17 protein-coding genes and 2 pseudogenes are annotated in these 19495 nt (G+C 68.2%); 9 read left to right on the forward strand and 10 right to left on the reverse strand.

Features of this window, described 5'->3' with window-relative positions; all coding sequences use genetic code 11:
- Positions 1 to 238 precede the first annotated feature (238 nt).
- Positions 239 to 451, reverse strand: a complete 213-nt coding sequence (locus tag NOO62_RS03620; RefSeq protein ID WP_268769430.1) for a DUF6243 family protein — start codon at positions 449 to 451, stop codon at positions 239 to 241.
- A gap of 198 nt (positions 452 to 649) precedes the next feature.
- Positions 650 to 875 (reverse strand): annotated as a pseudogene (locus tag NOO62_RS39230) (transposase); the annotation flags it as partial.
- 2 nt (positions 876 to 877) lie between these two features.
- On the opposite strand from NOO62_RS39230, the pseudogene NOO62_RS03625 reads away from it, so the two are divergent.
- A pseudogene (locus tag NOO62_RS03625) lies at positions 878 to 1463 on the forward strand (amidohydrolase family protein); the annotation flags it as partial.
- Between the two features lie 1033 nt (positions 1464 to 2496).
- On the opposite strand, the gene NOO62_RS03630 reads toward NOO62_RS03625, so the two are convergent.
- Positions 2497 to 3066: a TetR/AcrR family transcriptional regulator gene (locus tag NOO62_RS03630; RefSeq protein WP_268769431.1), complete on the reverse strand. Its 570-nt coding sequence runs from the start codon at positions 3064 to 3066 to the stop codon at positions 2497 to 2499.
- 225 nt (positions 3067 to 3291) lie between these two features.
- Here NOO62_RS03630 and NOO62_RS03635 point away from each other — a divergent pair, with 225 nt between their 5' ends.
- The 4 genes from NOO62_RS03635 (at position 3292) to NOO62_RS03650 (ending at position 6355) form a co-directional block, all read left to right on the forward strand.
- A complete protein-coding gene (locus tag NOO62_RS03635) occupies positions 3292 to 4635 on the forward strand; it encodes an MFS transporter (RefSeq protein WP_268769432.1) in 1344 nt (447 codons plus the stop codon).
- Complete coding sequence (locus tag NOO62_RS03640) at positions 4628 to 4825, forward strand: hypothetical protein (RefSeq protein WP_268769433.1); 198 nt, start codon at positions 4628 to 4630, stop codon at positions 4823 to 4825. Before NOO62_RS03635 ends, NOO62_RS03640 begins: the two co-directional genes overlap by 8 nt.
- 82 nt (positions 4826 to 4907) lie before the next feature.
- Complete coding sequence (locus NOO62_RS03645) at positions 4908 to 5399, forward strand: NAD(P)-dependent oxidoreductase (RefSeq protein ID WP_268769434.1); 492 nt, start codon at positions 4908 to 4910, stop codon at positions 5397 to 5399.
- 44 nt (positions 5400 to 5443) lie between these two features.
- The gene (locus NOO62_RS03650) at positions 5444 to 6355 is read left to right on the forward strand and encodes an MBL fold metallo-hydrolase (RefSeq protein ID WP_268769435.1); all 912 of its coding nucleotides are present in this window, start codon (positions 5444 to 5446) and stop codon (positions 6353 to 6355) included.
- An 850-nt stretch (positions 6356 to 7205) separates the two neighbouring features.
- On the opposite strand, the gene tsrT is transcribed toward NOO62_RS03650, so the two are convergent.
- The 4 genes from tsrT to NOO62_RS03670 form a co-directional block, all read right to left on the reverse strand.
- Positions 7206 to 8906, reverse strand: a complete 1701-nt coding sequence (tsrT, locus tag NOO62_RS03655; protein WP_268769436.1) for a tryptophan 2-C-methyltransferase — start codon at positions 8904 to 8906, stop codon at positions 7206 to 7208.
- Positions 8903 to 10267: a tryptophanase gene (locus NOO62_RS03660; RefSeq protein WP_268769437.1), complete on the reverse strand. Its 1365-nt coding sequence runs from the start codon at positions 10265 to 10267 to the stop codon at positions 8903 to 8905. Before NOO62_RS03660 ends, tsrT begins: the two co-directional genes overlap by 4 nt.
- Positions 10268 to 10452: 185 nt before the next feature.
- Positions 10453 to 11772 carry an APC family permease gene (locus NOO62_RS03665; RefSeq protein ID WP_268769438.1) on the reverse strand — a complete coding sequence of 440 codons (1320 nt, stop codon included), beginning with the start codon at positions 11770 to 11772 and terminating at the stop codon, positions 10453 to 10455.
- Positions 11773 to 12143: 371 nt separating this feature from the next.
- Positions 12144 to 12776: a TetR/AcrR family transcriptional regulator gene (locus NOO62_RS03670; protein WP_268769439.1), complete on the reverse strand. Its 633-nt coding sequence runs from the start codon at positions 12774 to 12776 to the stop codon at positions 12144 to 12146.
- A gap of 164 nt (positions 12777 to 12940) precedes the next feature.
- Between NOO62_RS03670 and NOO62_RS03675 the strand changes: the two genes are divergently transcribed.
- Positions 12941 to 13675 carry an SDR family NAD(P)-dependent oxidoreductase gene (locus NOO62_RS03675; RefSeq protein ID WP_268769440.1) on the forward strand — a complete coding sequence of 245 codons (735 nt, stop codon included), beginning with the start codon at positions 12941 to 12943 and terminating at the stop codon, positions 13673 to 13675.
- 327 nt (positions 13676 to 14002) lie between these two features.
- Here NOO62_RS03675 and NOO62_RS03680 read toward each other — a convergent pair whose 3' ends face one another.
- From NOO62_RS03680 to NOO62_RS03690, 3 genes are all read right to left on the reverse strand, one after another.
- The gene (locus NOO62_RS03680; protein WP_268769441.1) at positions 14003 to 14881 is read right to left on the reverse strand and encodes a helix-turn-helix transcriptional regulator; all 879 of its coding nucleotides are present in this window, start codon (positions 14879 to 14881) and stop codon (positions 14003 to 14005) included.
- Between the two features lie 287 nt (positions 14882 to 15168).
- Entirely contained in the window at positions 15169 to 15354 is a 186-nt protein-coding gene (locus NOO62_RS03685) for a hypothetical protein (protein ID WP_268769442.1), read from the reverse strand.
- Between the two features lie 85 nt (positions 15355 to 15439).
- Positions 15440 to 15763 carry a putative quinol monooxygenase gene (locus NOO62_RS03690; RefSeq protein WP_268769443.1) on the reverse strand — a complete coding sequence of 108 codons (324 nt, stop codon included), beginning with the start codon at positions 15761 to 15763 and terminating at the stop codon, positions 15440 to 15442.
- Positions 15764 to 15958: 195 nt separating this feature from the next.
- Here NOO62_RS03690 and NOO62_RS03695 point away from each other — a divergent pair, with 195 nt between their 5' ends.
- The 3 genes from NOO62_RS03695 to NOO62_RS03705 all read left to right on the forward strand — a co-directional run bounded on the left by NOO62_RS03695 (position 15959) and on the right by NOO62_RS03705 (position 19368).
- The gene (locus tag NOO62_RS03695; protein WP_268775457.1) at positions 15959 to 16957 is read left to right on the forward strand and encodes a LysR family transcriptional regulator; all 999 of its coding nucleotides are present in this window, start codon (positions 15959 to 15961) and stop codon (positions 16955 to 16957) included.
- Between the two features lie 725 nt (positions 16958 to 17682).
- Entirely contained in the window at positions 17683 to 18543 is an 861-nt protein-coding gene (locus tag NOO62_RS03700) for a hypothetical protein (RefSeq protein WP_268769444.1), read from the forward strand.
- 408 nt (positions 18544 to 18951) lie between these two features.
- A complete protein-coding gene (locus NOO62_RS03705) occupies positions 18952 to 19368 on the forward strand; it encodes a Dabb family protein (RefSeq protein WP_268769445.1) in 417 nt (138 codons plus the stop codon).
- Positions 19369 to 19495: the final 127 nt, after the last annotated feature.

A 19495-nucleotide genomic window follows, 5' to 3' on the forward strand; every position in this document is an offset into this window, starting at 1 on the left:
GACGAAGCCTGAACTTTACGAAGCAACTTCTACCGGAGGGCACACCATGTCGCCGAAGTAGCCGCGGCACCCCGGTGTCTCACCAGATTCAGGGACGTACCGCGGGCTGTGGCTGAGACGCGGGTGCTCGGCCGAAAGCTGACCGGGACCGGCCACGCCCGGTACGGCAGCAGGGCTCGGACCGCGCTTCGCGGCCCGAGCCCTGCCCCATGTGGTGCCGCCCCGCGGCGGCGGTGCGTCAGCTCTGTGCGGTGTCGTCGCTCGTCTGCCCTGCGTCGCCCTCGGCCGCGCCCACCTTCTCGCGCATCTTGCGCACCAGCTCCGCCTTCTGGTCGGCGGCACCCCGGCGGTCGAGGTTGCGGTGCGGACCGTTGTTCTGCCGCTCGGCACGGGACAGCCTCTTGCGCTTGCCGCCGCCCATGCCCACAGGGTTATTGATGTTCTTGCTCACGGGTTCTCCCGAAATAGTGTCAAGTGCCTACGGATTCATCGGTGAGGGACGGGCGCGGCGACATCGAAGGACGTCAACAAGGGCCCGTCACTCCCTCACTCGTAAATCGGCGTCTGGAAGAACATGACCAAGACGTTACCCGGTTCCGTCGGCCCCGCACACCAAGTTGTTCGGGATCCGGCAGCGCCATTCCTGTCACAGCGCGTGAGCGGGGGCCTCGATGCGGTTCGGCCAACGAACTGTTCGTGGGCGTGTAAGTGAGCTCGACGTTGTGGGCCGTGGCTCAGTCGCCGGCCCGGCGATCCTTCTTCGTGGTCAGGTGCGGGGAGAAGTTGTCGAGCACGATCGCGATGCGGATCTCCGACGGGCAGGGGCTGCGCAGGTAGCGGCAGAACTCCATGAACCTCGTCCGGTTCTCCTTCGGTGGCCGCCGAAGCCGGCATCGACGGCCTCACCCACGTGTTCATGGACCAGCCGCACACCGCCGAGATCATCGGCGTCATCAAGGACGCGGGGCATGTTCGTCATTCCTTGCGTCACTCTCAATGCCTCGATGATGGGGATCACCGGCAGCGAACTCGCCGACGATCCCCGAGTCGCCGCACGCCTCGGCAACAAGTGGGACCAGACCCTGCGCTCCGGCTACAACCGTTACCCGCAAGGCAAACTCGAGGACGTGTACGACACCGTGCGCGCCCTGGACGCCGACGGCGTCGACATGCTGGCCGGTACCGACGTCTCCATGCCCGAGACGTTCTTCGGGGGCCTGGCACACGGAGCGAGCCTGCACCACGAACTGCAATACCTCGTGACATCTGGCCTCACACCCGCACGGGCCCTTCGCGCCGCCACTGCGACCACGGCCCGCCGCTTCCGCCTCAGCGACCGGGGCCGCATCGCCGAAGGACTCCGCGCCGACCTTCTCCTGGTCGACGGCGACCCGACCAGCAACATCAGCGACACCCTCAACACCCGCGCCATCTGGCGCCGCGGCACCCGCCTGGCGGCATGATCGCCATACCCGTGCGGTAGCCCCACAGAAAGGGACTCGCCTCCGGAGCCATCTGTGACAGACCCGGCCGTACTCGATGAAGACCGGTCACGGACGAGCCTGGTGAGATCGGCCTCCCACCGGCAGCGTCCCACCAGTAGGTGTGACGCGTGCCTAGCTGAGGTGATATGCGCAGCTCGCTCGCGCATGTCTCTCTTGGAGAAAGGGCCGCACCACCACTGCGCTCGGACAACCCATGCTCGGCTGCAAGAACAGTCACCTCTACTCCCCCGGTCACTTCGGGCCCGCGTGAAGCAGCACCACAAGCGCAGGCTGAGTACGACGTCCGCTGAACGCATTTCGTACCGGTCAGCAGCCCGCCTGTATTCGGGCCGCAAGGGTGCCACTCCAGCTGGGTCTCTTCCCCCCTACCGCTGGGACTTCGCCCACCGCAGCAGGTACGCCGCCGCCTACCGTCAACGCCACGGCGTGACACCCTCGGCCACCCTGCACAAGACGCAGTTGTAGGAGGCCATGACGTTGGTGACGCCGCCCGGCCGCCGTGCGGGCGGCGGTTGATTTCCGGATCTCGCCCTCCAGGGCATACCCCGTACCCGCCAGGTCAGCATCGCAACAGCCGCCTTCACAAGTCAGCCGCAGGCCCTCGCCCCCGGCCCGTCAACCAGCATCGCGACGAAACGCGTGTTCGACGCGCCGACCGTATCCCATCACCTATCGAGGTTCCCCCGAAGAATTCGGTGATGTATCTGCTCGACCGGCAGTGAGATGGCAATCGACTCCTGAGACAGCGGTGCGCCCTCGAGGCGGGCATCCAGCAAGGCCCCGGGCCCCCACACCCACGGCCACGCTCGACGCTCGGTCGGCCGTCGGTCGTCGGCCGGTCCCGCTGGACCCACAGCAGAGCGTCCACGCCGGACGGGTCACGTGGTGGAGCCCTCTGTCCGCCACCAAGCCCTCGACAATGTCAGCCGCCTCGCCGGCCACTTCCTCGCCGCCCAAGCGACCGAAGGGACCCGCAGGCCGACTGCTTTCTCTATGCGCGGCGCCAATTGAGCAGCAGGACGTCGACCGCCGCGTGCAGGGTCGCTGCGGCCACCCCGTCGCGCAGCTGCGTGGAGAGGCCGAGGAGAAAGCTGTGGATCATGGCGGTCACCCCGGCGACGTCGGCATCGGCATCGAGTTCGCCCGCGGCCACGCCTCGCTCCACGCAGGCTCCGATGCGCTCCCGGTCGGCCGCACGCCGTGCCGCGACGGTCGCGCGCACTGCGGCGTGATCCTCCCCCGGCGCCCGCATCGTGCCGGACAGGGCGATGAGACAGCCGGTGGGATGGGACGAGTCGGCCTGCATGTCGATCGAACGGTGCAGCAGGCCGGCCACGGCCTCTCGCGGGCTGACCGTCTCGTCCTCGATGCCGTCGACAGCGCCGCCCGGCCCGTCCATGTAGTGCTCGACGACCTGCTTGAACAGCCCTTCTTTCGAGCCGAAGGCGCCGTACAGGCTCGCAGAGGACAGCTCGGTGGCGGCTCTCAGCTGTGCGAGCGAGGTCGCTTCGTAGCCCTGCTCCCAGAACAGCAGCATCGCGGCCTCTAGTACGGCCTCCATGTCGAAAGCGCGGGGACGGCCGACTGGCGGCATATGGACCTCCTGCGTCACAAGACGAGCGCTCCGGCACGGGGAGCGCTCCTCCCATATTGGACCAACTGCTCTACAAAGCGCCAAGCGTCGGAGAGCCCGGACGCCGACGACCCGCAGTGACCCTGATCACTTACGGATCGATCGATCTAAAACTGCTTGACCAGCACGTCGCACCAGGACGACCATTCCGGCATGAACGATCCAGAATTCAGAAAGGGCGGCACTGCCGTCCGCTCCCCGCTGAGCCGCGCGATGGTGCTGCTGCTGGCGATGACGTGCGGCGCGGCGGTCGCGAACATCTACTACGCGCAGCCGTTGCTGCCCGTCGTCTCCAAGGCTCTGGGTGTCTCCGAGGGGGCCGGAGGTCTGATCATCACCTCCTCGCAGATCGGCTACGCGCTCTCGCTGGCACTGCTGGTGCCCCTGGGTGACGTACTGGAGCGGCGCCGTCTTGTGAGCGGGCTGCTCGCCCTGAGCACTGTCGCTCTCATCGGTGCGGCGGCCTCCCCCTCGCTGGGTGCGCTGTACGCCTCGGTCGCGCTGGTCGGGGTGGCCTCCGCCGTGGCGCAGATCGTGGTGCCGATGGCCGCCACTCTGGCCGCCGACCATGAACGCGGCGCGGTGGTCGGGACGGTCATGAGCGGCCTGCTGGTCGGCATCATGCTCGCGCGAACGGTCTCCGGGGTACTGGCCGAATTCGGGGACTGGCGGCTGGTGTTCGTCTTCGCGGCGGGCGTCATGGCGGTTCTTGCGATCACCCTGCGCCTGGTTCTGCCTCTCGTCCCGCCGACCACGAAGACGCCCTACCCCCAACTGCTGCAATCGGTGGTGACGCTGGTGCGCACCGAGTCGCTGCTGCGCCGTCGGATGGCTCTGGCCGCGGTCGGCATGGGCGGCTTCACAGTCCTGTGGACCGCCTCGTCGTTCCTGCTGGCCGGCCCCGCCTACGGGTACGGTCCGGCGGTCATCGGCCTGTTCGGTCTGGTCGGGGTCGTGGGGGCAGCCGCCGCGTCGGCGGCCGGACGGCTGGCGGACCGCGGTAGCGCCCGCAAGGTGACCACCGGCGGGCTGATCGTACTGACCGGCAGCTGGGGCGTGCTCGTCTTCGCCGGCCGAGGAGGCCCGCTCGGTCTGAGCGCGCTGATGGTCGGCATCGTGGCGCTCAACCTCGCCCAGCAGGCACTACTGATCAGCCACCAGAGCGTCCTGTACCGCCGAATCCCGCACGCACGCAGCCGGGTGACCACAGCGCTCATGGTCTCCGCCTTCGCCGGCAGCACTGTCACGTCCGCACTGACGGCCGCGCTGTATCCGCTTGTGGGCTGGGCAGGGGTCTCCGCGCTCGGAGCGGTGATCGCGCTGATCGGCCTCGCGATCTGGTCCCTGGAACTGCTCCGTCCGAGCCCCGCGGAACCGCTCGCCGACCCGTCGGCGGACGAAAGTGTGAACGCGGCCCGTACACCTGGCGCGGACCGCGCCCGCGCCCGCGTCCACGCCCACGCCCACGCCCACGGCGAGGAGACCGCTCATGCCTGATATCCGCCGAGTGGCGATCCTGGACGACTACCAGCACACAGCACACCGGTACGCCGCCTGGGATTCCCTGCCCGAAGGCGCCCACCTGACCTACTTCTTCGAGCACTTGGGCAGTACCGGGGAGGTGATCACCACGCTGGAGCCGTTCGATGTGGTCGTAGCCATCTGCCGAACCTGCGCCTGCTGGTGACCACGGGCCCGGCCAACGCTGCCATCGACACGGAGGCGGCCGCGCGGCGCGGACCCGCCTGGGCGTTGTCGGCCTCGGCGGCGTGGGCAGTCGCGTGGCCCAGGTCGGGGTCGCCTTCGGTATGGACGTCGTCGCCCGGAGCGCCCACCTCGATCCCGGGCACGCGAAATCACTGGGCGTCACACCCGTCAGCAAACGGATCCTGCTGGCCACCTCGGACGTGGTGACGCTTCACATCCGGCTCTCCCCACGCACCGTCGGCCTCATCGGTACCGACGAACTCGCCCTCATGCGGCCGGACACACTACTGATCAACACCTCCCGGGCACCCGTCGTCGACGAGAAGGCACTGCTGGCCGCACTGCACGCCGGGACGGTGGGCGACGCCGCCCTGGACGTCCACTCCACCGAGCCGCTGCCCACCGATTCGCCATGGCGCAGCGCTCCGCGAACCGTCCTCACCCCACACCTGGGCTACGTCACCGCCGACGCATACGAGATCTTCTACCGCGACCCACTAGCCGACATCCTCGCCTGCTCAGCAGGCGAACCGGTCCGCCTGCTCACGCCCTGAGCGGACCACTCCCCCGCACACACGAACAAGGAAAGGGACCCACCATGACCACCAGCGAGCAGTCCACCACCGCCCATCCGCAGCACGGCACCACCGACGATTCCGGGGGCCGCCTGCCCGGTCTGTGGACGCGAACCCTGGGCGACCTCAGCCTCACCTACGTCCCCGACGCCGGCGTCCACATGATCCCCACCCGGGTCTACCCCGCCTCCGCCGACGAGAACTGGACGGCCCACGGTGCCCACATGACGGACGCGGGCCACCTGGCCATGGGGTGCGGCGCACTGCTCGTCGAACGTCGCGGGAAGCGCCTGCTCCTGGACGCCGGCCACGGTCGCATCTCGGGCGAGGACCCCGAACATTTCCAGCATGACTTCGACCACGTGCAGAGCCTCCCCGGTCACCTGGAACGCCTGGGCGTCGACCCGGCCACGCTGGAAACGGTCGCCTTCAGTCACCTGCACGACGACCACACGGGATGGGCCCGGCCGGACGCCGTCGACGACCCGCGCAGCCTGTTCCCCAACGCGCGCTGGGTCGTAGGGGAGGGAGAACTGCAAGGACTCAACCCCGCTTCCGGCCCACGGCTCGCCGGACAGAGCGAACGGACCACAGCTGTCGCCGACGGAACGGAGATCGCCGAGGGAGTACGCGCCTGGGCGCTGCCCGGACACACCACGGGGCACACGGCCTACATCCTCGACACCGCTGACGGCCGCCGGATCGTTGCCTTCGGCGACGCCATGCACTCACCCGTCCAGATCCAGCATCCCGACTGGGAAGTCGTCCTCGACCACGACAGCGCCCAGGCCGAGCACTCACGTCGCCGACTCGTTGAATTCCTGGCCCAGAGCGACGTCTTCGGCTTCGGCGTGCACTTCGCCGACCAGCAACTCGGCACCGTCGACAACACCGGCCGCTGGCGCCCTTGGGAGGACGAGACAGACAACCGGTAAGCACCCACAGTGTCCTCGACATGAAGCGCGAACCGAGGGCCGCTGGCTTCACTGGTGAGAGCCGCCCCCCTTGCGCAGGAGTTCCGGCCTCCCCCTACAGCGCCGCCGGAGCGATCGGAAACGAGCTGGTCCCGCCCCGGAGAGTGCTGGCCGGAGTTCGAGGTGCCGACAGGACGCGGAGCCGCTGAACGGCAGTTCACCACATTCGGCAGGGTCCACACCGGAGTACAGCCAGAACGAGATCCCGGCGTGCCGGAGATGGTAGGGGCGGCTCTGCGCGAGCAGCTCGGCCCCCTGTGGGTGCCCTCCCCTTCGAGCCGCCACCCTCGGCACGTACAGGCACGTGCCGTCGCCCGCGCCGAGCACCAGGTCCATTGTCCTGGGAGATCGCGAGCCGCTTGGCCAGCCCGGAGGCGAGTTCCGCGCGCATCAGAAGGAGCCGGGCGACCCGGGCCGGATTGGGGACGGCAGCCGGGTCCACCTCCTCGTTGACGGCCGGTACGCGCAGGGCGGCGGGCTGACCGCGGAGCGACAGCAGTTCAGGGAACGGATCCGGTTCGAGGCCGGCGAGCGGTTCGCGCGCGCCGAGAGGAACACGGCGATCGCCAGGGACTCGCGGGTGAGCGAGCGGTCGGTGGAGGAGCTCCACGCTCCACTCCTCCAGCGCGTCCGCTGGGGGTGTCACTCAACGTGTCGGCGTATACGAGACGCAGGGGCAGCTCGGAGGGGTCGCCGGGGAGCGATAAGGACTCGATCACCGCGGCGGCCCAGCCACTGTGCCTGAGCACGCTGTCTGGCACCAGTTGCCGTGCAGTGCGCAGCCGCAACCGGGCCCGCGCGGCCGGAGTCCTCAGGTGATCCCCTGTTGTTCGGCTTCGGCGAGGATGGTGTCGCGTTCCCTCCATTTCGCCCAGAACGCGCCGCGGTACCCCAGGGCGGTGAGGGCGGTGAGGAAGGGGTTGTCGGCGTAGTTGTTGTCGTCCTTGGAGCTGCCGGGAGCGGTCGGCAGCATGACGCGCGGATAGTCGGCGGGGGCGATGTGCTCCCACATCAGGTCGACGGTGTGCAGCCAGCGGCCGGCCGGGTCGGCCATGGTGGCGGGATCTTCGGGAAGGCCGGTGGAGAAGTAACACACCGGGCGTACGGTGCCGTCGGACTGGAACATGAACTGCCGCTCGTACTCCACGGGGGTGCGGCACTGGTCGGCGGTGCGCAGCACGATGGGTTCGGTGGCGCTGTCGGACTGCGTCCCGGGTACGTGCCGTACGCCTTCGCTCTGCTGGGCCAGCCACTGGCCCAGCGGTTGGTAGGGGAAGCAGCGCAGTCCCAGGCTGAACCCGGACACGGTCGCGTCCAGTGCCAGGGTGCGGTCGATGGCCTCGCGAAGGGTCGGCCAGGTCTCTCCCGGCATTCCCGCCAGGACCTCCACCATGCTGGCCATATCGTACTTGTTGCAGAGCTTCACCAGGCGTTCGGTGTCGGACCAGGTGTAGTAGCGGGTCCCCTTGCCGGTGACTTTCCAGCCGTCCAGCATGTCGTCGCGCACGTGGTCGGGTGCCACGTTCACCCCGGCACATCCGGCCGTTGCCAGCAGCTCGGCGAACTCGTCGTCGAAGGGTTTGGGCTGCGCGTAGATCCACAGGCGCAGTCGGTGCAGCGGGGAGTCGGGGGTGGTGTCCTTGCGGCGGCCGATCTCGCGCAGCACGGCCTTGGTGTTCGCGATGGCGAGGTTGAACTCGGAGTCGGCGGTGTGGACGTCGCACACTCCCTGATCCACCAGTTCGGTCAGTTCGTCGACCACGGCGTGTACGGAGCGTTTCGCGAACGCCGTGCCCTTGGCGTCGGGTTCCACGCAGTGCGCGCACGCATAGGGGCAGCCACTCTTGGTGAGGATGTTTCCCAGCCCACCGCGTTCGTAGTAGCCGAGGTTGTCGACCTTCGACCGGTCGCCGGATCGCCGTGTGTAGGAGGAGTCGGTGTCGACCTGCCAGGCGCGCGACTGTCCGGCGCCGACTTCGCCCAGTCCTCCCAGGGCGGTGTCGGGATCGAGAGTGGGAACGCGGGTCACCAGACCGTCGCCCTGGTTGATGAGCAGGCCCGGAACCGAGGCCGGGTCGCCGCCGTGGGACAACCGGTCGGCGAGGTCCACCAGGATGCGTTCGCCCGGGCCCTTGACCCCGAAGTCCAGCCCGAAATAGTCCATGCACGCGAACGGCATCGTGGAGAACCCCACCCCGCCGCCCACCATGGGTGCCGGAGTCAGTGAGCGGATCTTCCGCACGATCTGCCGGTGCTCGGGGAGGAAGACGCGCTGCTGCTGCGCGTAGAGGGTGTCGGTGTTGCGTACCGAGATTCCCACCAGCAGCGGCGGCGGGCGGGAGGTGAAGTACTCCTCGAGGATCTGCGGCCAGGCGTCCCGTGCGAAGCACAGATCCACGACTTCCGCGGTATAGCCGTGCTGCTCCAGCTGTGTGGTAAGGACGTCCAGCGCATACGGGGTGATCGGCGGGTGGACCTTGTTCGGGTTGACGAGTGTGATCAGGCTGTTCACGGAGGGCTCCTGTCTTCCTTCAGCGGGGTGAGCTTGACGGTGAAGTGCCGCATCGGCGGCTGCGGACCGGTGATGGTGAAGCCGGTCAGTTCCCCGGCCCGTCCGACGACGTCCTTCACCGCGTCCACCACGTACTCCAGGTGCGAGCGGGTGTAGACGCGGCGCGGCAGCGCCAGCCGCACCAGCTCGTTCGGGGCCTGCCCGCCGTCCTGGCCGAGCGTCAGCGTGCCGAACTCCACCGTGCGCACCCCGGCTTGGCGGTACAGCTCGCAGACCAGCGCCTGGCCGGGGAAGTTCTCGGGAGGGATGTGCGGCAGCAGCTGTCCTGCATCGGCGTAGACGGCATGGCAGCCGGCCGGACGCAGCGTGGGAAGGCCCGCCTCGGCCAGAGCGTCGGTGAACCACGCCGCGGTGTCGGCCCGGTGCGCCAGGTAGGCAGGGTCGGTGACCTCGTGCAACCCCTGGACCAGGATCTCCAGGTCTCGTCCCGCGAGTCCTCCGTAGGTCGGGAACCCTTCGGAGATGGTCAGCGACTCACGGCAGCGCGCCGCCGTCTCCGCGTCCCGCAGAGCGATGAGACCGCCGGTATTGGACATGCCGTCCTTCTTCAGCGAGGCCCAACAGCCGTCCGCGAGGTCGAACATGGCGCGGGCCACCTCACGCGGCGTGCGGTCCTGCTGGCCGGGTTCACGCGTGATGATCAGGTGAGCGTTCTCGGCGAACCTGGACGCGTCCAGCAGCAGGGGTACTTTGTGCTGCCGGCAGATCTCCCGCGCGGACCGCAGGTTCTCCAGAGACACGGGCTGGCCGCCACCGCCGTTGTTGGTCACCGTCAGGATCACGAGGGCGACCTGCTCGTCGTCCGGTTCGTCCAGCAGCTCCCGTAGCCGGTCGAGGTCGATGTTTCCCTTGAAAGGTGCCTCGCTGACGATATCGGCGGCCTCGGGGCACGGCAGGTCCACCGCGCGGCAGTCCAGCTGCTCGATGTTGGCGCGGGTGGAGTCGAAGTGGCCGTTGGCGACGGTGGTCTGTCCGGGGCGCAGCAGGATGGTGAAGAGCAGCTTCTCGGCCGCGCGTCCCTGGTGGACGGGAATGACCTCCGGGAATCCGGTCAGTTCCCGCACGGTCCGCTCGAACCGCTCGAAGGAGGAGGCCCATGCGTAGGACTCATCTCCCAGAAACAGGGCCGCCCATTGCTTGGACGACATCGCGGTCGTCCCCGAGTCGGTCAGCAGGTCGATGGTGACGTCGGTGGAATGCACGCGGAAAACGTTGTAGTCGGCCTCGGCCAGAATGTTCTGCCGCTCTTCCACGGTACGTAAAGGGATGGGCTCCACGGCTTTGATGCGAAACGGTTCCATCACCGCACTCCATTCCGCCGAAATCGGCTCTCCGGAAAAGAGGCCGGCCGGAATTAGCACTGCGTGGGCGGGTGGAAATCTTCCGTACGACCGTACCGCTGTTCGGCGGATACCACCTGTCGAGAACGACGACGCCGGTGTAAGGAAGGCTGAGCCGGTCTCGGATACGAACAGCAGCCTTCGCGCTATTCGCGTGGTCGTCGACGGGCCGCGACCCCCGCGAGCAGTGCGCCGACAGCCAGCACGGCCAGACTCCGCACCCATACCTGGCGCTCAAACTGCGTGGCGAGCAGCACGCACGATGCGGCGCCGGACAGGGCAACCGCCGTCGGGGTCCTGAAATGGTCATGCGGCACGGTGTCGGTCCGCAGTCGTAGAACGGCCGTGTTGACCAGGAAGAACACGACGAGGAGCAGCAGAACGAGCGTCGAGGCGAGCGCGGACACGTCACCCGTCATCGCGAGCAGCAGCGAGAACGAGGTGGTCATGACGATGGCAACCCAGGGAGTACGCCGACCGGGCAGTACTTTCGTCAGAAACTCTGGCAGCAGCCCGTCGCGGGCCATGCCATAGGCCAACCGGGAAGACATGATGCCGGTCAGCAGCGCGCCGTTGGCGACGGCGATCAGGGCGATCACGCTGAAGAGTCGTGTCGGTACGCCGTCCGCGACCTCGACGACGGTAAGCAGTGGTCCGCTGGACTGTGCCAGCGAGCTCGTCCGTACCGCGGAACTCGCCGCGGCACCGACCAGCGCGTAGACCACACCGGCCGTGGCAAGCGCACCGAACAGGGCACGCGGGTACGACCGCCGCGGATCGCGGGTTTCCTCGGCCACATTGACCGACGTCTCAAAGCCGACGAAGGAGTAGAAGGCCAGGACCGATCCGCTCAGCACGGCGTGGGCCGGTGAGTGCTGGGCTGTGCCGAGCTGAGTCAGGCGGCCCACATCCCCATCACCGCGCAGGACCACCCATGCACCCAGGCCGATCACCAACACCAGGCCACCGACCTCGACGACGGTCGCGGCCACATTGGCCCGGGTCGATTCGCTGATGCCCCGAGCGTTGAGCAGGGCCAGGGCGCCGAGGAACAGAACGGCTACCAGTGACACAGGGAGAGTGACGAAGACACTCAGGTAGTCACCGCCGAACCCGCGGGCCAGCCCGGCCACGGACACGACACCTGCGGCCAGCATGCAAAACCCGGCGAAGAACCCGGTGAACGGGCCATAGGCCAAAGTGGTGTAGTGCGAGGCGCCGCCGGCCCGTGGGTACTTCGTGGCAAGTTCCGCGTAAGAGGAGGCCGTCAGCAGGGCCAGGCCGAGGGCCACAATCAAAGGGAGCCACACCGCGCCCCCGGATTCCGCTGCCACCTGTCCCACCAGCACGTACACGCCGGCACCCAGCACGTCCCCCAGGATGAAGAAGTAGAGGACCGGCGTGGTCAGCGTGCGTCTGAGTGGTGTCTCGGGAACTCGCGTGTCGTCTTGAGCGCGGCTGCTCATGCTCACCTGGTTCCACGTTGCGGCGACGAGGAGAGGAAATCGCATTCCGTTCTGTCTAGGAATGCCAGTGTGTGTCCCGCCACCAAGCCCCGCCACGCCGCGGTGGATCAGGGGTGGGCCAGCCGGGCCGACCGCTGCGAGCGTCCAGACCTTGGACGAAGCAGTCGACGGTGGCGAGGGCGCCAGCGGGCAGAGCGCCATCGTCGACATCCCCGAGATCCGCGTCCGCCGCCTGGTTGCGGAGATGAGTGGTCGTCGTCGATGGCTGCGACGGCGTCGGCCATCTCGGTCAGTGCCTCCACGCCACTGTCATGAGATCCCCCTTGTCGTCGGGCACGACGTACCCGGCCATGTACTCATCCTCGACCGTGCTAAGCCTTCTCGCCGAGGCTTGTGAGGGCGTCGTGGACTTGCTGGCGGGTCAGTCGGCCGGCGGGCACAGCGGTGCGGGCGGCTTCGGTGCGCAGGCCGTCCAGGAGGTAGGCGACCTGGCGGCGCCAGGCAGTGGGGGCAGTGTCCGCGGTCGCGCGGGCCAGCAGGGCGTTGGCGGCGAAAGCGAACACGAGGTCCGCGTTGGTGAAGTCGGGGCGCAGAGCGCCGGCTTCATGGGCCCGTCCGACGATCCGTTGCGCGGCGTCCATGCTCCGGGCGCAGGCCGTCATGAGGCGTTCGGCCCCCGGGTAGCGGCCGCTGACCACGTCGGCGACGGCGGGATCGGTGGCCTGGAGTTCGCAGAGCTTCTCGACGTAGTGCGCGAAGCCGTCCCAGGGGTCCTCCACGGACAGGGCCTGCTGGGCGACCTCGTCCAAACGGCTCGTGGCACGTTCGGTCACCACCTCGTCGATGAGCGCCTCACGCGTGCCGAAGAGGTTGTAGAGCGTGCCATGACTCACCCCTGCCCGCCGGGCGATCTCCTTGAGCGGCACCTGCAGTCCGCGCTCCCGAAAGAGCTCGGCGGCGGCTGCGCGCAGCTTCTCCGCGTTCCGTTGTGCGTCGGCTCGCATGCGCTGATTCCCTCCCGGCTCCGGCCCGGCTTTCCTTGTCGCCGTCGCGGACCAGTCTGCCCGTCCATTTAACTTGACCCAGGGGTCAAGCTACATGTTACCTTCGAAACGAAAGTTGACCCTACTGTCAAGTTCTCGGACAGCCGGAGCAAGGAGCGTCCCTCATGTCCAAAGTCATCGCCGTCCTCGGGGCCGGGACCGGCCTCGGTGTCTCCGTCGCCCGCCGCTTCGGCCGCGAGGGCTTCCGTGTCGCCCTGGTGGCGCGCCGCCGGGAACGCCTGGACGCCCTCGTCGAGCAGCTGGCCGTGGACAGTATCGAGGCCGCCGGGTTCACCGCGGATCTGTCCCGGCCCGCCGACGTGCCGACGCTGATGGCGCGCATCCGCGAGCGCTTCGGTCGTATCGACGTGATCGAGTACGGACCGGTCAGCACCGACCTGAGCCTCGCCCCAGCCGCGCAGACGGACGCCGCCCTTCTGGAGAAGGGCCTGCCGACATTCCTGCTGACACCCGTGGAGGTCGTGCGCGCGGCTCTGCCGGAGTGGACCGATCGAGGAGACGGCGCCTTCCTCCTGACCACCGGTGTCACAGCGGTCCATCCCACTGCGGGACTCAGTGGCATGGCCCCCCTCGGCGCCGCCGCCCGCAACTACCTCTACGCCCTCCACGGCGAGCTCGCCGACACCGGCATCTACGCAGGAACCCTGTCGGTCGGCGCCGGCATCGCGCGCAGCGAGTTGAGCGCCCTCGTCGTCCAGAACGGAAGCGCGCAGAGCAGCGCGGGTACTGCGAAGTCGGCCCCGGAGTTTCCGGTCGTCGACCCCGATGATCTCGCCGAGCAGTACTGGGACATGTACACCAAACGCGACCGCATCGAGCAGCTTCACCCTCAGCCCTGAAGCCGTGCCGCGGGTGCCGACGACTCGTAACGCGCGGATCTGGTCGGCATCCCAGCGCAGGGCAAGGACATACCTGTGACCGCTCTCCAGCCGGGGAGCAGCGGGAGCCGTGCCCTTGACCCGTTTGCCGCTCCGGTACACCGACCAGCCGGGAGCGGTCATCTCGAACGCGCTCCCCAGCTCACGCCGAGGGGCGCGAGCGGACCACAGCACCTTCTCCAAGGATGGACAATTCAGTTCGCACAGGCATTGATGACTTTCCTCGCAGGTCGGTTCCGGGAGGGCGGCAGCGATGCCAAGGGCAGCACACAGGTGGCACCCCTCGGATCAGTGGCGCGGCCGGTCGGGGGAGGTCGACGGTTCCGCCAAGGTCCACGACGCCAGCAGGCTCAGCGCCTGGGCGGACGCCGACTCGGGTTCGGCGGTGTAGAGGAACAGGGTGGTCTCGGTGTCTCCGGGAAGTGCGAGAGTTTCGTATTCCACGGTGAGTTCGCCGACCAAGGGGTGCCTCAGCCGCTTGGAACCGTGCGTGCGCTGGTGCACGCGGTGCTGTCGCCACCAGTGGTCGAAGTCGTCGCTCAGTTCCCGCAGCTCGGCGACGAGCGCCTGTGTGGCCTGCCGCTCCGACGCGTGGACCGCGTCCAGGCGCAGGTTCTCCACCGCGGCGCGGGCCTGCACTTCCCAGTCGACGAACAGGTCGCGCGCGTCCTGGTCGAGGAAGAGCCAGCGGGTGTAGTTACGTTCGGTGGCCGGCATGGTGTCGAAATCCGCGAACAGGGCTCTGGCCATCCGGTTCGCCCCCAGAACGGAGGACCGACGTCCCAGGATGAGGGCGGGAACGGCGCTGTCCAGGGAGTCGAGGAGCCGGTGGAGCCCGGGGCGCAGGCGCTGGACGCTGGGCGTACGCGCTGGGGGGCGGGTGGCGGTGATGCCGACGAGATTCTTGAGGTGAGCAAGGCTTGCCTCGTCCAGTCTCAGGGCGTGACCGATGGCTTCGACGACGGCAGGGGACGGATTGATGGGGCGGCCCTGCTCAAGACGGGCGTAGTAATCGGCGGAGACTCCCGCCAGGAGGGCGACTTCCTCTCGCCGAAGTCCCGGCACGCGCCGGACCCGTCCGTCCGGTGGCAGCCCCGTCTGCTCGGGGTCGCACTGGGCGCGGGAACGCTTGAGGAAATCGGCGATTTCACGGTTGACGGAAGCCATAGGAACAAGTCTGTGGCACGAAAAGCGCTGATGGCCGCCCAAACTGGGTCTGTCAGTCCTGGTCAGCAGCGACCTAGGACGCACAGGGCGTGGCCCCGAAGGGCGCTCCGCGGCGGTTCACGCTTGAGGCAGCGCTGGAACAGCAGCCCTGGTCCGGCTTCCCGTCCAGCACTTACGAAGTGCGAACACACTCCCGCCACCTGGTTCAGCACCGGCACCTCTCGTGGGATCGGGCTGGTGCTGGTCCGGCAGTTGCCTTGCCAGGTCTGCCTGGAGTGAGGTTCTGCTCACGGCCCAGTCGGCGTTGATGCCGACTGGTTCGGCGCCGGCGGCCGGGTGAGCGCGGCGATGCCGAGGAAGTTGACGTCGGGCTGTCTCTGCAGAGCGGCGCCGCTCAGTTGCTCAAGTGGGCCGCGGGTCGCGCTGTCGGCCTTGCTGACGAGGATGTCGATATCCCCGAACTCGATCGTCACGTCGTTCAGGCACGCACGCGCCCGTCGTGGTCCGTGACGTCCAGGGCCCGCACCGTCAGGTCCACGCCCCGGCGTCAGGAGACCGTCAGCGCGGGGTGTCCTGGTCGGCGATACCGTCACCGAGCGGGGTGAACACCTGGATCTCGGGTGCGCCGGTGAGCAGTTCGACCAGCCGGCCCAGGGACTTGGCGAGCCAGGGCTCCTGATTGTGGCTGTCCAGGTCCTGCTGTGAGGCCCACTTCTCGATGAGGATCAGAGTCAGCGGATCGCCAACGGCCTCGTGGGCCTCGTGGGACAAGCAGCCCGGTTCCCGGCGGGAGCGTTCCACCACCGAAGTGATGAGCTTTCGGGCCTCGTCCGCCCGGTCGGCCCGAAGCTTCGCCGTCCCGACCACGATCACAGATTTCATTGGTTGTGCCCCTTGCTGTACACGCCGGTGCGTCCGGCGCGCAGTCAGCGAACCATCCGGTCCGCCGGTAGTGAAGTTCCGATCCGGCACGGGCGCCCATGCCCGCCGGGCATGGGTCCGAGCATGCGGCACCGCCGATCCGCGCGGCCGATATGGCTGGGTAGCACAGCAATTTAGGCTGTGTGAGTGACAGACATGGACCTTCGGCAGATCAGGTACTTCCTCGCCGTGGCGCATGAGCGCAACTTCACCCGCGCCGCCCGGCAACTGGCCATGACGCAACCGGCCCTGTCCCGCGCCATACGGACACTGGAGCACATGGTGGGCGCGGAACTCTTCGTCCGCGGGCCACGCTCCGTCGAACTGACCGATGTCGGACGGGTGCTGATGACGGAGGTCTCCGGCCTCGACGAGCGTGTCGCGAGCGCGCTCCGCGAGGTCCAGCGCGCGGCCCAGGACGCCACCCCACCCCTTCGGTTGGCGGTACGCGGCTGTGACGGAGGGCTGGCGGGCCGCCTCGTCGAGGAGTGCGCGGCCCGCCTGCCCGGCCAGAGAGTGGACCTGGTGTTCACCGAACCGCTGGCGCAGCCCGCAGCGGTCCGCTCGGGAGCGTGCGAACTGGCTCTGATCCGGGTGCCGTACGGCGCATGGGAGCTGGCGAGCGAGTCATGGCTGACAGAACCCCGTGTCGCGCTCCTGCCCGCGGACCACCCGCTCGCCCACCGCGCCGAGGTGAACCTCGACGAACTGGCCGGGGAGACGGTGGTGATGGGACCGGTGGCCAGTGAGCAGGAGCGCGCTTATGGGGCCGGCGTCGACCTGTGCGACCGTCCGTGGCGAGAAGGGCCCGCGATACGCGACTCCCTGGAGATTCTGTCGACGGTCGGTTTCGGGCAGGCGATCGCGTTCGTCCCCAGGTCCGTGCTGCCGGCGGACACCCACCCATGGGGCATCAAGATGGTGCGCGTACGGGACCTCTCGCCCAGCACCTTGCAGTTGGTCTGGCACGAGTCCAGCACCTCCCGGGCCGTCGCACGGTTCGTCCGGCTCGCGCTGGAGGTGTCGGACGTGGTGATGGCCCGCCACAGCGCGTCACTATCGACAGGCCCGGCGGCGGCAGTCCGCAATGCCGCCCCTGACCGGGCGACTGTCGTCGGTGGGGCCGCGGCGGGCACCGCCTTCGAAACCGGCTGATGAGGACCGTCGTGGAGCAGGCCTGACACGCTGGAAGCGCCCCGGGCCGCCCAACGGTGCCCGGCCGCCCCTGCTCGATCATCTCCGTGCGGAGTGGGGCCGAATGGGAGTGCTGTCGCTGTCGTCCCAGCGCCCGCTCGATGACCGCGCGGCAGTCTTCTTGGCGGCCCGCAGCCGCTCGATGCGCGCCACGTGGCCCGGGGTTCGGCAGTGCAGACGGACATGATGGTTTCGCTGGCACCGGGGCGTGAGAGCGCCTCGTACCCCACAGTGGAGCCGTCTCGCCACCGCGAAGGCCGGTCCGAAGGCACCGGATGTCTGTGGCCGATGTTGCACGAGGGCAGCATGGTGACGACGGTCATGTGGTGGGGACCGATACGGGCTCTGCGGGAGTTCCGCGGTGTCGAACGCGCGGGCCCGCGCTATCAGACCCATACCCGACAGGCATAAGTGCCCATGCCGGATCGGAACTTCCACATCCGTGGACCGAATGGTTCGCTGAGAGTGCGCCGGACGGACCGGTGTGCACAGCAAGGGGCACTACCCGATGAGACCCGTGATCGTGGTCGGGACTGCACGGCTTCAAGCCCACCGGGCATCGGTCTGTACATCGGAAGGGCGGGCGCCGGTTCCGATGGGGGTACTGGCTTCGCCCGCCGGTCGCGGTCCTGCCGTGATCATGTTGTCAAAGGGCGTGCTCGGTAGGGGTTAGCAGCGCTCTCGCGGTGTTGCTGCTCGTCGGCGGCGGAGCAGATGACAAGAACGTCTGGTGTCCGACCGGCCGCTCCGCTCGGCACGGCCTGCGCGGAGGCGTCCGTGCGTGCACCCAGCAGAAGACTTCCGCAGAAAATCGTCAACGCCTGTGCGAACTGAATTGTCCATCCTTGTTCGAGAACAGGTGTTCTGAGTTGAAGTTCACGTGCCGTATGCCGCTGTCGGGAAGGCCGGGCGTCGCGATTCTCGCCGCTGTCGGTATTACCGCGGGTGTGCTGATCGGCAAGGAGGGGCTCCGTACCGTGGTGGGCTGCGGTGCGGCCGATGACCGTTACCCGTCCCATACCGCGGCGGACTGGAAGGCGGGCGCTGACCATGTGGTGGTGGCGGTGCCGACCGCCGAGCGGGCCATCAACAGGCGGGACTTGGGCAAGGGGCCGGTGCGGTACACGGTCGAGCGGACGGTGACGCTCTCGAAGGAGAAGGTGCTGTGGTCCGCTCGCGCCCCTCGGCGTGAGCTGGGGAGCGCGTTCGAGATGACCGCTCCCGGCTGGTCGGTGTACCGGAGCGGCAAACGGGTCAAGGGCACGGCTCCCGCTGCTCCCCGGCTGGAGAGCGGTCACAGGTATGTCCTTGCCCTGCGCTGGGATGCCGACCAGTGGGTCGTCCTTGGAGAGGGCGCGGCTGTGCCGTTCGACGACCATGTGGCGGGGCGAGGGGAGTGGTGCGGTCAGGTGCTGAGCGAGGACGACTTCGCCAAGGGCGAGCGGTTCGCACAGCGGGACGACCACAGTCTGGAAGAGACCGTGCGGGGACAGGACGAAGCAGCCATCTCCCACGAACTCGAAAAGACCGACGACAAGAGACCCTAGCTGTATTGATCACGAGCGGTGTCAACACTGGCCGGGCTCGATCATGGCTGGCTGGTCGGCGCCGAGCCGCAGATCATGGCTCCACCGCCTTCCAGCAGAAGTTCGGTGTCGCGCCCACCCCGATCGAGACCACCCTGAGTCAGACCCTGGAGTGGTACCGGGGTTTCCTCGCCACTCTGGCAGAGAGCTGAAGCCTGCGGATGGTCCGCGTACGCGGTACCGAAAGCAGACCCGCTCAGAGATCAAGCGACTCAGGTCCGAGCGGGCTCGCTGGTGATGGCCCTCAGGCAGCTCAGCGTCCCCGGCGGGGCTCCTTTCGGCTGGCCTGGTCTGGCCCAACCCCCCGAGTTTGTGCGCACACCAACCACCTCGATGACGAAAAAGAAGCACCGAGAAGGGAACACTCTGATGATTCGCCACTGCGTCCGCTTCACTTTCAAGCCCGGCACGACGCCGCAACAGCTCGAAAACGCCCTTGCCAGCCTGCGCTACCAGGGCGAGGTCATCCCCTCCGTACAGTCATTCCTCGTCGGCCGCGACCACGGCGGCGCGTATGAGTGGGGTGCCACCTTTCAGATAGCGGACCTGGAGGGCTACTGGGAGTACCTCATCCACGACGCCCACCGTCGCACCGACGAGATCGGGCTGCCCTTGGTCGACAAGTTCGTTTCCTTCGACATCACTGACGACCTCGACCCCGAGATCGGCAAGGCCATCGCCGCCCTCCACCAGCGCCGTTACGACAGCGACCCCGACCTCACCGAACTCGTCTCCAACATCAACCAGTACGAAGGCAGCGCCGCCCCCGGCCCCCACGCAGCCTGACACTCAGCCGAGCGACGAGCTGTCGGCGAGTTCCTTGCAGTCGGTCCGCCAGCCCCCTCTCCCCCGCCCTCGCCCTTGCCCTTGCCCTCGCACCGCTGACCGCGTGCGAGGGCTGTGAGAGGCCCTT

The organism is Streptomyces sp. Je 1-369 (assembly GCF_026810505.1).
Lineage (GTDB): Bacteria > Actinomycetota > Actinomycetes > Streptomycetales > Streptomycetaceae > Streptomyces.

Bases quoted from the DNA above. Each gene is read 5' to 3' on its own strand.
- NOO62_RS03660 (WP_268769437.1), bottom strand. From the start codon at position 10,267: ATGGAACCGTTTCGCATCAAAGCCGTGGAGCCCATCCCTTTACGTACC.
- NOO62_RS03640 (WP_268769433.1), top strand. From the start codon at position 4,628: ATGCCTGATATCCGCCGAGTGGCGATCCTGGACGACTACCAGCACACA.
- NOO62_RS03680 (WP_268769441.1), bottom strand. From the start codon at position 14,881: ATGGCTTCCGTCAACCGTGAAATCGCCGATTTCCTCAAGCGTTCCCGC.
- NOO62_RS03695 (WP_268775457.1), top strand. From the start codon at position 15,959: ATGGACCTTCGGCAGATCAGGTACTTCCTCGCCGTGGCGCATGAGCGC.
- NOO62_RS03630 (WP_268769431.1), bottom strand. From the start codon at position 3,066: ATGGAGGCCGTACTAGAGGCCGCGATGCTGCTGTTCTGGGAGCAGGGC.
- NOO62_RS03670 (WP_268769439.1), bottom strand. From the start codon at position 12,776: ATGCGAGCCGACGCACAACGGAACGCGGAGAAGCTGCGCGCAGCCGCC.
- NOO62_RS03675 (WP_268769440.1), top strand. From the start codon at position 12,941: ATGTCCAAAGTCATCGCCGTCCTCGGGGCCGGGACCGGCCTCGGTGTC.
- NOO62_RS03690 (WP_268769443.1), bottom strand. From the start codon at position 15,763: ATGAAATCTGTGATCGTGGTCGGGACGGCGAAGCTTCGGGCCGACCGG.
- NOO62_RS03650 (WP_268769435.1), top strand. From the start codon at position 5,444: ATGACCACCAGCGAGCAGTCCACCACCGCCCATCCGCAGCACGGCACC.
- NOO62_RS03635 (WP_268769432.1), top strand. From the start codon at position 3,292: ATGAACGATCCAGAATTCAGAAAGGGCGGCACTGCCGTCCGCTCCCCG.
- NOO62_RS03665 (WP_268769438.1), bottom strand. From the start codon at position 11,772: ATGAGCAGCCGCGCTCAAGACGACACGCGAGTTCCCGAGACACCACTC.
- NOO62_RS03705 (WP_268769445.1), top strand. From the start codon at position 18,952: ATGATTCGCCACTGCGTCCGCTTCACTTTCAAGCCCGGCACGACGCCG.